The sequence below is a fragment of the Kribbella monticola genome (assembly GCF_003261635.1).
GTDB classification, from domain to species: domain Bacteria; phylum Actinomycetota; class Actinomycetes; order Propionibacteriales; family Kribbellaceae; genus Kribbella; species Kribbella monticola.
Window position 1 is genome coordinate 212,387 of sequence record NZ_QFXK01000031.1, and the last position, 12,408, is coordinate 224,794.

A 12,408-nucleotide genomic window follows, 5' to 3' on the forward strand; every position below is an offset into this window, starting at 1 on the left:
CCGATACCGATCTGTTAGCACGGCACGATGCGAAGGCCCCAGCTCCACCCGACAGTCATCCGACCGTCAACCGCCAAACACAGTTGGACGAACCACAGGAGGAACGATGCGAGCTCGACGCTCAGTCGCGCTAGCCCTCACGGGCGTGCTCGCGGCAGTCACACTGGCTGCCTGCAGTAACGGGGATGCGAAGAAGGACACCGCCGGCTCCGGCAGTGCCGTCACAGCCCTGAACGTGGGTATGCCGAACGGCCCGCAGACGGAGAACCACAACCCGTTCCTCGGATCCTCGTCGGGGGCCTCGCTGGGCTACCGCTGGATGATCTACGAGCCGCTGGTGATGGTCAACGGGATCAAGCCGGCCGAGAAGGGCAAGCCCTGGCTGGCCACCGAGTGGGCCTGGTCGGACAACTTCACCAAGCTCTCGCTCACCATCCGTGACGGCGTCAAGTTCTCCGACGGCTCGCCGATGACCGCCGACGACGTCGCGTACTCGTTCCAGCTCCGCAAGGACAACGAGGGCCTGAACACCGACGCGATCCCCTACGGGACCATCACGGCGTCCGGCAACAAGGTCGACCTGACCTTCACCAAGTCGCAGTTCACCAACCAGAACAAGGTTCTGACCGTCTTCGTCGTCCCGAAGAAGCAGTGGTCCACCTTCGCGGACCCGACCAAGGACGTGGTCAAGAACCCGATCGGCACCGGCCCGTACAAGCTGAAGTCGTTCACGCCGCAGACCACGACGCTGGAGGTCCGCGACTCGTACTGGCAGGACCTGCCGAAGATCAAGGAGCTGCGCTACACGTCGTACAACGACAACAACGCGCAGACCACGGCGCTGTCGAACGGCTCGTCGGAGTGGAGCTTCGTCTTCGTCCCGAACTACAAGGCCGTGTACGTCGACAAGGACCCCGATCACCACAAGCTCTGGTTCCCGGCGAACCTCGGCATCCACGGTCTGTGGATCAACACCACTCGCAAGCCCTTCGACAACCCGGCTCTGCGGCGCGCGATGGACAAGGTGATCAACCGCGACGACATCTTCAACCAGGGTGAGGCCGGCTACTTCTACCCGAAGATCGAGTCCGTCACCGGCATCCCGACCCCGGCCGGTGAGTCGTTCATCGCTCCGGAGTTCAAGGACAAGAAGCACGCGGTCGACGTGGACGGCGCCAAGGCCGAACTCACCGCGGCCGGCTTCAAGCTCGAGGGCGACACCCTGAAGGACCCGACCGGCAAGCCGGTCACGATGAAGCTGACCGACCCGGCCGGCTGGTCCGACTACATCACCGACCTCGAGATCATCAAGGACAACCTGTCCCAGATCGGGATCAAGGCGACCGTCGACAAGGCGAACCAGGACTCCTGGTTCAAGGCGATCGACGAGGGCAACTTCGACGCCGCGATGCACTGGACCAACGGCGGCGCGACGCCGTTCGACATCTACCAGAACATCATGGACGGCAAGATCCTCAAGCCCGTCGGCAAGGGCGGCGTGAGCGGCAACTACGGCCGGTTCAACTCGCCGGAGGCCACCAAGGCGCTGGACGAGTACGCCAACGCCAAGGACGAGTCGGCCCGCACCGCGGCGCTGAACACGCTGCAGAAGATCATGGTCGAGCAGATGCCGGTGATCCCGACCTCGGCGTCCAACGTCGGTGGTCTGTACAGCACCAAGCACTGGGTCGGCTGGCCGGACGAGTCGAACCAGTACGCGCCGGCCCAGCCGACGCAGCAGAACGCACTCCAGATCGTCCTGAACCTGAAGCCCGCAGGCGCCTAAGGAAGACGTCGCGGCCGGGATCCCACCACCTGGGGGTCCCGGCCGCGGTGCCGCGATCAAGCTAGGAGTTCGACCAAGTCATGACGGCGACCGAGACAGAACCGGCGACCACCCACGAGGTGGTCCTCGAGGCCGAGGGCCTCACCAAACACTTCCCCGTACGCCGGGGGCTGCGCAGCCTCTTCACCCGGGAGCGCAAAGCGGTGCACGCGGTGGACGACCTGAGGCTGACGCTTCGCCGGGGCCGGGTCACCGCCCTCGTCGGCGAATCCGGCTCGGGCAAGTCCACGGTGGCCCGTCTACTGGCCCAGCTGTATCCGCGCACTTCGGGCGACATCCGGCTGCACGGCGAGACGATCACCGTGCACGGCGGCCGCAAGTTCCGCGCGTACTGCCGCCAGGTGCAGATGATCTTCCAGGACCCGTTCGCCTCGCTGAACCCGGTCCACACCGTGCGCTATCACCTGACCCGCGCGCTGAAGATCCACGGCCGGGCCGGCAAGACCTCCGCCGAGCTCGAGGACAACCTCAGGCAACTGCTGCTCAGGGTCCAGCTCACCCCGCCCGAGCGCTACCTGGACAAGTTCCCGCACGAGCTGTCCGGCGGCCAGCGCCAGCGAGTCTCGATCGCGCGCGCACTCGGCGCCGACCCCGAGGTACTGCTGGCCGACGAGCCGGTGTCGATGCTCGACGTGTCGATCCGCCTCGGTGTACTGAACTTGTTGCGGGACTTGAAAGAACGCTTGAACTTAGCCATTCTCTACATCACTCACGACATCGCGTCGGCGCGCTACTTCGCAGACGAGACGATGGTGATGTACGCCGGTCGCCTGGTCGAGGGCGGCGATTCCGAAACGGTCACCCAGCAACCCGCGCACCCCTATACCCGGCTGCTGATCGAGAGCGCGCCCGACCCGGACCGCCTGGACCGCGTCGGTGATCCGAAGGACGCACCGGAGGACGAGGCCGGTGGTGAACCGCCGAGCCTGATCGCGCCGCCGACCGGTTGCCGGTTCCACCCGCGCTGCATCCACGCGATGCCGAAGTGCTCGACCGAACTGCCGCCCCGGTTCGAACTGCCGGTCATCTCCGGTGAAGGCGAGCACTGGGCCGCGTGCTGGCTCTACGAGGAAGGGGCCGCGAAGTGAAGTTCCTGCTGCAGCGGATCGCGTTCTACCTGTTCACGGCCTGGGCCGCGATCACCATCAACTTCTTCATCCCGCGCCTGATCCCCGGTGACCCGGTCACCTCGCTGATCAACAAGTTCCAGGGCCAGATGAGCACCGAGGCGATCCAGTCGCTGTACGTGCTGTTCGGCCTGGACAAGAACGCGAGCATGTGGAGCCAGTACATCGACTATTGGGGCCAGATCTTCCACGGCAACCTCGGACTGTCGTTCACGTTCTTCCCCACCCCGGTCTCGGACATCCTCAAGCAGAGCCTGCCGTGGACCATCGCGCTGGTCGGCATCACCACCTTCGCCAGCTTCATGATCGGTACGGCGCTCGGCGTACTGGCCGGCTGGCGACGTGGCTCCTGGCTCGACGGGTTGTTGCCTGTGACAACCTTCCTGTCGTCCATCCCGTACTTCTGGCTCGGTCTGCTGGCGATCACGTTCCTGGCCGGCACGGACAGCTTCTTCCCGTCGTCCGGCGGCTACGAGCCCGGTCTTGTGCCGTCCTGGAACGGTGAGTTCATCGGCAGCGCAATCCAGCACAGCCTTTTGCCGGCGATCACCATTCTGATCTCGTCGGTCAGCGGCTGGATCCTCAGCATGCGGAACATGATGGTCACGGTCGCGTCGGAGGACTACATCACCGTCGCGCACGCCAAGGGCCTGCCCGAGCGACGGGTGATGGTCAGCTACGCCGCCCGCAACGCGCTGCTGCCGAACGTGTCCGGCTTCGCGCTCTCGCTCGGCTTCATCGTCGGCGGCACGCTGCTGGTGGAGATCGTCTTCTCCTACCCCGGCATCGGCTACAACCTCTTCCAGGCCGTCGGCGCCAAGGACTATCCCTTGATGCAGGGCGTGTTCTTGGTCATCACGATGTCGGTGCTGATCGCCAACCTGGTCGCAGATGTCGCCTACCTGCTGCTCGATCCCCGCACCCGCAAGGAGGGCTGACCGATGTCCGCACCTGCCAGCACCGTCACCGCGGTCACCCCCGAAGGCCCGGTCGAGGCAGCCGCCCCGGCCAAGCGCCAGCGGTTGCGCTTCGTCGCGAACCCCAAGGCCGCAACAGGTCTCGTCGTCCTCGCCTTCTTCTGCCTGATCGCGATCATCGGCCCCTGGATCGCCCCGTTCGACCCGTCGGCCCGCAGCAGCGACCTGATCCAGGCGCCGTCCGGCAAACACTGGTTCGGTACGACACACCTCGGCCAGGACATCTTCAGCCAGGTCCTGGTCGGCACCCGCGGGGTGATGTTCGTCGGCCTGCTGGCCGGCATCATCGCCACCGCGCTGTCGGTTCTGATCGGCGTCAGCTCAGGCTTCCTGGGTGGCGCCGCGGACGAAGGCCTGTCCGCCTTGTCGAACGTCTTCCTGGTGATCCCGGCGCTGCCGCTGATCATCATCGTGGCCTCCACCATCCCGAGCGCCGGCGACCTGATGGTTGCGCTCGTCATCGGGTTGACGTCCTGGGCCTGGGGAGCACGCGTACTCCGGGCGCAGACCCTCTCGTTGCGCAGGCGGGACTACGTCGAGGCAGCCCGTGCGACCGGTGAAAGCACCTGGCGGATCATCACCGTCGAGATCCTCCCGAACCTGACCGCGATCATCGCCTCCGGTTTCGTCGGCACCGTGATCTTCGCCGTGATGTCCGAGATCACCCTGGCCTTCATCGGCATCTCGACGATCTCCGAATGGAACTGGGGCACGATCTTGTTCTGGGCCCAGAGCCAGCAGGCTCTCGCCCAGGGCGCCTGGTGGTGGTTCGTCCCGGCCGGCCTGGCGATCGCCGTACTGGGCACCGCGTTGTCACTGATCAACTTCGGGATCGACGAGTTCGTCAGCCCGCGGTTGCGCAGCGCCGGGCACACCAAGGTGAAGACCACCGACGGTCACACGGTCCGGATGCGGGTCGGGTTCACCCCGGTCCTGTCCACTAGCAGCGCGAAGGAACCGGTCACCCCGGTCCTGCGCAAGACCGCCGACAAAGCGAAGGGTGCCGCGTGATGACGGGCCTCAAGTCACCAGTCCTCGAGATCAAGGACTTCAACGTCGACTACGGTCTGGGCGATCAGTCCGTCCAGGCGGTCCGTGACGTCACGCTGACCCTGCACCGCGGTGAGGTGCTCGGGCTGGCCGGCGAGAGTGGCAGCGGCAAGTCGACGCTTGCCTACGGCATCACCCGGTTGCTGCCGCCGCCCGGCGTGATCAGCGGCGGCTCGGTGATCTACCACCCGCCGGGCGAGGACCCGTACGACGTGATGGCGCTCTCGAACTCCGAGTTGCGCAAGTTCCGCTGGGCCGAGACGTCGATCGTGTTCCAGGGCGCGATGAACTCGCTCAACCCGGTGCACAAGGTCTCCACCCAGATGCTCGACGTGATCAAGGCACACGAGCCGCAGCTCAGCGCCGAGGCACGGCTGGCCCGCGCGCACGAGATGCTCAAGCTCGTCGGTATCTCGGCGGACCGGATGGACGCCTACCCGCACCAACTGTCCGGCGGTATGCGGCAGCGGGTGATGATCGGCATGGCACTGGTACTCGAGCCGCAGGTCGTCATCATGGACGAGCCCACCACCGCGCTCGACGTGGTGATGCAGCGGCAGATCCTTGCCCAGTTGGTCGAACTGCGCGAGCGGCTGGACTTCTCGGTCCTCTTCATCACCCACGACCTGTCCCTGCTGGTCGAGTTCTCCGACCGGATCGCCATCATGTACGGCGGCCGGATCGTCGAAGAGGCGAAGTCCGCCGACCTGTACAAGGACTCCTTGCATCCTTACAGCGAAGGCCTGCTCAAGTCCTTCCCGGCGCTGCGTGGTCCGCGCAAGGAGCTGGCCGGAATCCCCGGCTCGCCGCCGGACCTGCGCGGGATGCCGTCCGGCTGTGCGTTCCATCCGCGCTGCCCGCACGCGTTCGACCGGTGCTCGACGGAGATCCCCGTGCTCGGCATCCCCGAGGCCAGGAACGACCCGAACCGCCAGGTGGCCTGCTGGCTGCCCGGCCGAGTACCGGTCGGCTGACCACACCTCACCACGACCTTCCCCGAAGGGAGCCAGTACGGCGTTCGCCCACCGGCGGGCGCCGTACGCACGACTATGAACCCAACCGCTCTTCCCACCACCTCGGTGTTCACAGCACCGGCGGCCGAGCAGGAACTGATCGCCGGCCTGCCGACGGACTTCCGCTGGGGCGTCGCCACCTCGGCGTACCAGATCGAGGGCGCGATCGACGTCGACGGCCGGACGCCGTCGATCTGGGACACCTACTGCCGGGTGCCCGGCGCGATCGACAACGGCGACACCGGCGACATCGCGTGCGAGCACTACACGCGGATGCCGGCAGATGTTGCCTTGATCAAGGACCTCGGACTGGACACGTACCGGTTCTCGGTCTCCTGGTCGCGGGTCCAGCCGCACGGCACCGGTCCGGTGAACCCGGCCGGGATCGGGTTCTACGACCGGCTCGTCGACGAACTGCTTGCCCAGGGCATCGATCCTTGGGTGACGCTCTACCACTGGGATCTGCCGCAGGAGCTCGAGGACGCAGGCGGCTGGCCGGCGCGCGACACGGCGTACAGGTTTGCCGACTACTCGATGCTCGTCTTCGACGCTTTGAGCGACCGGGTGAACACCTGGACGACGCTGAATGAGCCTTGGTGCTCGGCGATGCTCGGTTATGCGTACGGCGTTCACGCGCCCGGACGCAAGGAGTATCCGGCGGCGATCGCGGCGATTCATCACCTGCTGCTCGGGCACGGTCTGGCGACGGAACGGATGCGCGAGGCCGCGACCCGGCCGATCGACATCGGGATCACGCTCAACGCGGCCACGGCGTACCCGGCCAGCGATGCCGAACCGGATCTGGAGGCGGCTCGGCGCGCCGACGGGATGGGCGCGCGGATCTACCTGGACCCGCTGGTGAAGGGGCATTACCCGGCCGACGTGATCGCCGATCTTGCCGCCGAGGGGATCGAGCTTCCGGTCAAGGACGGCGACCTCGCGACGATCTCGGCGCCGATCGACGTACTGGGGATCAACTACTACTTCAGCCAGAAGTTCACGGGCTTCGACGAAGCCGGGGGGACCGTCGGCGACGACGGTCTGCCGATCAGCCGCACCTTGCCGCTTGATCGGCCGCGGACCGCGATGGACTGGGAGATCGTGCCCGAAGGCTTCACCGACCTCCTGGTCCGGATCAGCCGCGACTACCCGGGTCTGCCGATGGTCATCACCGAGAACGGCTCCGCCTTCGCCGACGTACCGGACGAGAACGGCTACGTCTCAGACGAAGACCGTACGGCGTACTTCGCGTCGCACCTCGCCGCCGTCGCCGCCGCCATCCAGCAAGGCGCCGACATCCGCGGCTACCTGGCCTGGTCCCTCCTGGACAACTTCGAATGGGCCTACGGCTACGACAAGCGCTTCGGCATAGTCCGCGTCGACTACGAAACCCAGGCCCGCATCCCGAAGCAGAGCGCCCTCTACCTGCGCGACCTAGCCCACCACCACCGCACCCGCTAGCTCGCCGGGGTGCCCATTCCTGGCGATGGGCACCCTCCGGCGTCGGTCTGCGGACCGCCAGGCCATCAGTACGGCGATCGCCTGGCGGACCTCTTCGCTGGGGCACGCTCAGCAGCGGTCGACTTTCGGCCGGCCCACGCCGTACTGATGTGCTGGCGGTCCGGCCCCCGCAACGAGTCAGGCGAGAGGAGTCTCTCCCAGAGCCTCGGTCAGGTCGGCCGGGGTGTCGTAGATGGCGATGGCGCCTGCAGCTTTGAGTTCGTCGTCGCCGAAGCCGCCGGAGCGGACGACGATGGTGGGGAAGCCGGCCTTCTTTGCGGCTTTGACGTCCCAGACCGAGTCGCCGATCATCACGCTGGACGCATCCGGCGGGGCGTCGACCTTCTTCAGGGCGACGTGGAGCAGGTCGGGCGCCGGTTTCGAGGCTTCGACATCGGCGCTGCTGGTCCAGGCATCGACGATGTCGCGGGCGTCCAGTTTGTCCAGGAAGACGTCGACGTGGCGCTGCTGGGCGGAGCTGGCCAGCACCAAGCGGTGACCGCGTTCCTTGATTGCGAGCAGCAGATCGCGCGCACCGGGCAGCGGCTCCATCTCGTCCAGCAGCGCGTCGACCTCCTTGCCCTGCTGTTCGCGGGCCTGGTCGCCCACCCGGCGCTCCAAGTCGTCGCCCCCGATTTCGGCGACGACCTGATCTCCGCCCATGCCGATCAGCCGATGCAGCCGCCAGACAGGAAAGATCTCGCCCACCGAGCGCAGTGCGCGGTACCACGCCAGCGCGTGCTGGTAGTTGGAGTCGATGAGCGTCCCGTCGATGTCCAGGACGGCGATGGCAGAGTTGGTCACGCCGACGAGGTACCCACCTCTCGGTACGCCAACCGCACGCGCACAGACCCGACGTGCGATAGCTTGCGCGCTACAGACGAGAACGAGGGGTTTCCGAATCATGGGTGAGTACGTCCAGCTGGGTGCCGTGAAGACGTGGTACGACGAGGTCGGCGAGGGCACGCCGCTCGTGTTGATGCACGGTGGGCTGGTGGACGCCAGGTTCTTCGCGGCGAACATCGGTCCGCTGGCCGAGCACTTCCACGTCTACACCCCGGAGCGCCGCGGCCACGGGCACACGCCGGATGTCGAGGGGCCGATCAACTACCAGTTGATGGCCGACGACACGATCGCGTTCCTCGAGACGGTCGTGGGCGAGCCGGCCGATCTGGTCGGGCACAGCGACGGCGCGTTCATCGCCATGCTGATCGCGATGCAGCGGCCCGAGCTGGTCAAGCGGCTGGTGCTGATCAGCGGCGGCTTCAACAAGTCCGGCGAGGCCGGTCCGGAGATGGAGTGGGACGTCGACCAGATCGCACAGTTCCTCGGCCCGGCGTACGGCGAGGTTTCGCCGGACGGGGAGGAGCACTTCAAGGTGGTCGCGACCAAGATCGGCGAGATGGCCGCGAAGGAACCGAATCTGCAGGCGTCCGAGCTCGGTGTGATCACGGCGCGCACGCTGGTGATGTTCTCCGACGACGACCTGGTGACGCTCGCGCATGCGGTGGAGATGTACGACGCGATCCCGGGTGCCGAGTTCGCCGTCGTACCGGGCACCTCGCACTTCCTCACCCAGGAGAAGCCCGACCTGGTGAACCGGATCGTCCTCGACTTCCTCACCAAGGAGCCGATCCCCACCATCGCCGGTATTCGCCGCCCACCCCACTTCGACCTGCCCGCCGACAGCTGACGATCTGGCCGTCGACGTCTCGGAGCCGCCGTCCGCACCGCCACCTATCCACACCGATTGCTGCGGTCAGAGCGTCGTGCGGCCGCGGGTGTATTCGGCGGTGAAGGTGGCGTTGCCGAGGGTCTCGATGAGGCGGCTGGTGATGCGGTCTACGTCGGCGCGCTCAGCCGGAGGGAGTGGCGCGCCGACATCTGCGCGCAGCTGGGCTGCGCGGCCCAGGTAGCGTGCCGCTCGGTCGGCGGAGGCAACGGTGAGTGAGTGGGCGCCGGCGAGGCCTTCGTACGCAAGAGCGAGCGCCCGTGGATCACCAACCGCCTCGGCTGCCGCCAGACCCTCGGTATGCAAGGCCAAAGCAGCATCGGCCTCACCGCGCAGCTCGGCGATGAAGCCCAGCTCGGCGAGCACCAGGGGGACGCCGGGCTGCGAGTCGAGCTGGCGAAGCCAGTCGAGCCAGCGGCGAAAGTGGTGCTCGGCGACGTCGAGTTTGCCCTGCCGACGGGCGCCCAGCCCGAGTCCGAGCTCGGCGAACTCCTCAGCCGGCTTGTTCCCCTGCTCGGCGGCCAGCTTCATCGCCTGGGTGTGAAACTCCTCAGCCGCCCCGAAATCCCTTTTCAGCAGGGCGATTCGACCCAGTCCTGACAACCGCAACGATGCTTCACCCCAGAGTCCGAGCTCTTCGGCCATCCGTACGCCGTCGCGATGCAATTCGGCTGCTCGCTCGTAGTCGCCCGAGATCTCAGCGAGTTCGGCCAGGCTGTTCGTCGCCTTCAGCTGTCCCCAGCGATCGCCCAGCCGACGGAAGATCTCCTCGCTCCGCGCCGCATCCCTCCGAGCCTCGACCAACTCTCCACGAGCCCGCCCGAGCGTCGCGCGCACGCTCAGCGCCGCCGCGATCCCCCACTTGTCTCCCGTCGACTCGTACTCCGCGAGCGCCGCGTCGACGACCTCCACAGTCGCCGCCACCGCTCCCCCACGATGGGCGAACCCCAAGAACCAGTGCGCTCGAATCCGCCTGTCAGCACCCAGCAACGTCCGAGCCGCCGCCGCACGCGCCGAGTCGTCACCCAGCAACCGGATGCCCGCCTGCCAACCGACAACCCGTTGCCTAAGGCCCTCATCACCGGTCGCAGAAACTCCCAGAGCAGCAGCGAAAGCACGCTCCGCTTCGCCGATGCGCCCGCGCAGGAACCAGTACCAAGCAAGCGCATCCACCAATCGAAGCGCCGACTCCCCGTCCCCGAGCCCGACCGCCGCATCCAGTACTGCGCGCAGGTTGCCGGTCTCCGCGTCGAGCCGGGCCAGCCAGTCGCGCTGGTCGTGCCCGTACAACTTCGGCTCGGCCTCGATCGCGAAGCGGGTGTACCAGTCGATCGCCCGGCGCTCGATCTCCTCCGCCTCACCGGCTTCCCGAAGGCGCTCCCCGGCGTACAGCTTGATGGATTCGGGCAACCGGTACCGCGGACCGTCGAGCACGGTCACCAGCGAGCGGTCCACCAGTCGGCCGAGCAACTCAGCTCCGGCGCCAACCGCTGCGGCGCCCTCCAGCGTGCAACTGTCCGCGTGGACGGACAGCCGGCGCAACGCCAGCTGCTCCGGTTCGCTCAGGAGTTCCCAACTCCAGGCGACCATCGCGCGCAGCGTCTGATGCCGCCGGGGACCATCTCGTCGTCCGGACTCCAGCACCTTGAACCGATCGTCGAGCCGCGCCGACAGTTCCGCGACGCCGAGCGACCTGACCCGGGTCGCGGCCAACTCGAGTGCGAGCGGCAGTCTGTCCAGTCGGTCGCAGATCGCGGCGACGGCGGAGCCCTTCTCCACCACACCGCCGGCCGCCGACGCCCGTAGTACGAACAGCTCGGCCGCGGCCTCGGCGGTAAGCGCCGGAACCACGACCAGATGCTCGCCGTCGACAGCGAGCGGCTCCTGGCTCGTCACCAGCACTCGCAGTTCAGGGGCCTTACGCAACAATTCGCCGACCAGCTCGGCCACAGGACCGACAAGATGCTCACAGTTATCGAGGATCAGTAAGACCGACTGGTTGCTCAAGGCATCCATCACCTGATGGTCCCGCACGCCCACCGCCGCAGCAACAGCCTCGACCACGTCCGCCGCAACAGTTGCACCGCCGTCGACGCGCTCCAGAGCAGCAAGTTCGACCAGCCAGACACCGTCCGCGAAATCGCCGGCGACCTGGCGCGCCGCCTCGATCGCAAGCCGGGACTTGCCGACGCCACCCGGACCGGTCAGGGTCACCAATCGGTTGGTCTTCAATGTTCCCGCCAGCTCAGGCAGCAACTGCTCCCGGCCGATCAGGTCCGTCACGGGCGCCGGCAGATTCGAGCGTCGCCGGACCGGCGGCACATCCAAACAAGGGTCCTGCCGCAGGATCGCCTGCTGCAGCTCCATCAACTCCGCAGACGGTTCCAGCCCCAGCCCTTCCTTGAGTCGTTCGCGCAACCTGCGGTAGCTGTCGAGCGCCTCGCTGTGCCGTCCGGTTCGATACAGCGCCTTCAGGTACGCCGCCCGCAAGCGCAGCCGCAGTGGATGCCGCCGGACCAGATCACCCAGTTCCCCGATCAGCTCGGCGTGCTCTCCCAGCTCCAACCGGAGCTCGGCCAGCGACTCGACCGCAGTGAGCCGCTCCTCCTCCAGGCGATCGACGGCCGCGCGCACGAACGGCTCGGCCGAGAAATCGGCGTACGGCGTACCGCGCCACAGCGCGAGCGCCTTGCTCAATCGCCCGGCACGGAACCGGAACTCGCCCGATGCTTCGACCAATGACCGGAACTCGGCGACGTCGGTGACCGCATCGAGCCGGTACCCCGGCGACTGCGAGACCACCAGGGCCCGAGCACCCGGCTCGGCGGCATCGAGTGCCCGGCGCAGTTGTGAAACCCGCAGCTGCAACGCGTTGGCAGGATCCCGCGGCATCCGATCCGGCCAGAGATCAGCGATCAACCGCGCGGACGGAACCACTCGCCCTTCGGACACGAGCAGCTCGGCCAGCAGGGCGCGCACCTTCCGCTCGGGGATCCGCACCGGCTCCCCGTCCTCCGTCCAGACCGCCACCGGCCCCAGCACGCCGAACCGCATGACGCCGAGACTAGGGCACTGTAGGTCTCGGACGCGGTGGATCTCCTAGCTCCACAGCTCGTTCCACAGCGGATCTACAGGCGAGCTCGGCACACTGCGCGCATGGGCG

At 67.1% G+C, this 12,408-nt stretch carries 9 protein-coding genes; 7 read left to right on the forward strand and 2 right to left on the reverse strand.

The features are described 5' to 3' along the window. Positions 1-106 precede the first annotated feature (106 nt). The 6 genes from DIZ26_RS20385 to DIZ26_RS20410 all read left to right on the forward strand — a co-directional run bounded on the left by DIZ26_RS20385 (position 107) and on the right by DIZ26_RS20410 (position 7,474). A complete protein-coding gene (locus tag DIZ26_RS20385) occupies positions 107-1,786 on the forward strand; it encodes an ABC transporter substrate-binding protein (protein ID WP_112243817.1) in 1,680 nt (559 codons plus the stop codon). Positions 1,787-1,866: 80 nt separating this feature from the next. Then, on the forward strand, positions 1,867-2,934 hold the full coding sequence (locus DIZ26_RS20390; RefSeq protein ID WP_112243819.1) for an ABC transporter ATP-binding protein: 1,068 nt from the start codon (positions 1,867-1,869) through the stop codon (positions 2,932-2,934). Further along, on the forward strand, positions 2,931-3,911 hold the full coding sequence (locus DIZ26_RS20395; RefSeq protein WP_112243821.1) for an ABC transporter permease: 981 nt from the start codon (positions 2,931-2,933) through the stop codon (positions 3,909-3,911). Before DIZ26_RS20390 ends, DIZ26_RS20395 begins: the two co-directional genes overlap by 4 nt. Positions 3,912-3,914: 3 nt before the next feature. Then, positions 3,915-4,961 carry an ABC transporter permease gene (locus tag DIZ26_RS20400; RefSeq protein ID WP_112243823.1) on the forward strand — a complete coding sequence of 349 codons (1,047 nt, stop codon included), beginning with the start codon at positions 3,915-3,917 and terminating at the stop codon, positions 4,959-4,961. Then, positions 4,961-5,974 carry an ABC transporter ATP-binding protein gene (locus tag DIZ26_RS20405; RefSeq protein WP_112243825.1) on the forward strand — a complete coding sequence of 338 codons (1,014 nt, stop codon included), beginning with the start codon at positions 4,961-4,963 and terminating at the stop codon, positions 5,972-5,974. The genes DIZ26_RS20400 and DIZ26_RS20405 overlap by 1 nt, the downstream gene beginning before the upstream one ends. 75 nt (positions 5,975-6,049) lie before the next feature. Further along, a complete protein-coding gene (locus DIZ26_RS20410; protein WP_112243827.1) occupies positions 6,050-7,474 on the forward strand; it encodes a GH1 family beta-glucosidase in 1,425 nt (474 codons plus the stop codon). Positions 7,475-7,651: 177 nt separating this feature from the next. On the opposite strand, the gene DIZ26_RS20415 is transcribed toward DIZ26_RS20410, so the two are convergent. Continuing rightward, positions 7,652-8,317, reverse strand: a complete 666-nt coding sequence (locus tag DIZ26_RS20415; RefSeq protein ID WP_112243829.1) for an HAD family hydrolase — start codon at positions 8,315-8,317, stop codon at positions 7,652-7,654. A gap of 100 nt (positions 8,318-8,417) precedes the next feature. Between DIZ26_RS20415 and DIZ26_RS20420 the strand changes: the two genes are divergently transcribed. Beyond that, positions 8,418-9,206: an alpha/beta fold hydrolase gene (locus DIZ26_RS20420; RefSeq protein WP_112243831.1), complete on the forward strand. Its 789-nt coding sequence runs from the start codon at positions 8,418-8,420 to the stop codon at positions 9,204-9,206. A 66-nt stretch (positions 9,207-9,272) separates the two neighbouring features. On the opposite strand, the gene DIZ26_RS20425 is transcribed toward DIZ26_RS20420, so the two are convergent. Then, positions 9,273-12,299 carry a BTAD domain-containing putative transcriptional regulator gene (locus DIZ26_RS20425; RefSeq protein ID WP_112243833.1) on the reverse strand — a complete coding sequence of 1,009 codons (3,027 nt, stop codon included), beginning with the start codon at positions 12,297-12,299 and terminating at the stop codon, positions 9,273-9,275. Positions 12,300-12,408: the final 109 nt, after the last annotated feature.

What these genes read in the sequence shown, in the direction of transcription:
- DIZ26_RS20385 (WP_112243817.1), top strand. Translation starts at nt 107, where the DNA reads ATGCGAGCTCGACGCTCAGTCGCGCTAGCCCTCACGGGCGTGCTCGCG.
- DIZ26_RS20390 (WP_112243819.1), top strand. Translation starts at nt 1,867, where the DNA reads ATGACGGCGACCGAGACAGAACCGGCGACCACCCACGAGGTGGTCCTC.
- DIZ26_RS20400 (WP_112243823.1), top strand. Translation starts at nt 3,915, where the DNA reads ATGTCCGCACCTGCCAGCACCGTCACCGCGGTCACCCCCGAAGGCCCG.
- DIZ26_RS20405 (WP_112243825.1), top strand. Translation starts at nt 4,961, where the DNA reads ATGACGGGCCTCAAGTCACCAGTCCTCGAGATCAAGGACTTCAACGTC.
- DIZ26_RS20410 (WP_112243827.1), top strand. Translation starts at nt 6,050, where the DNA reads ATGAACCCAACCGCTCTTCCCACCACCTCGGTGTTCACAGCACCGGCG.
- DIZ26_RS20420 (WP_112243831.1), top strand. Translation starts at nt 8,418, where the DNA reads ATGGGTGAGTACGTCCAGCTGGGTGCCGTGAAGACGTGGTACGACGAG.
- DIZ26_RS20425 (WP_112243833.1), bottom strand. Translation starts at nt 12,299, where the DNA reads ATGCGGTTCGGCGTGCTGGGGCCGGTGGCGGTCTGGACGGAGGACGGG.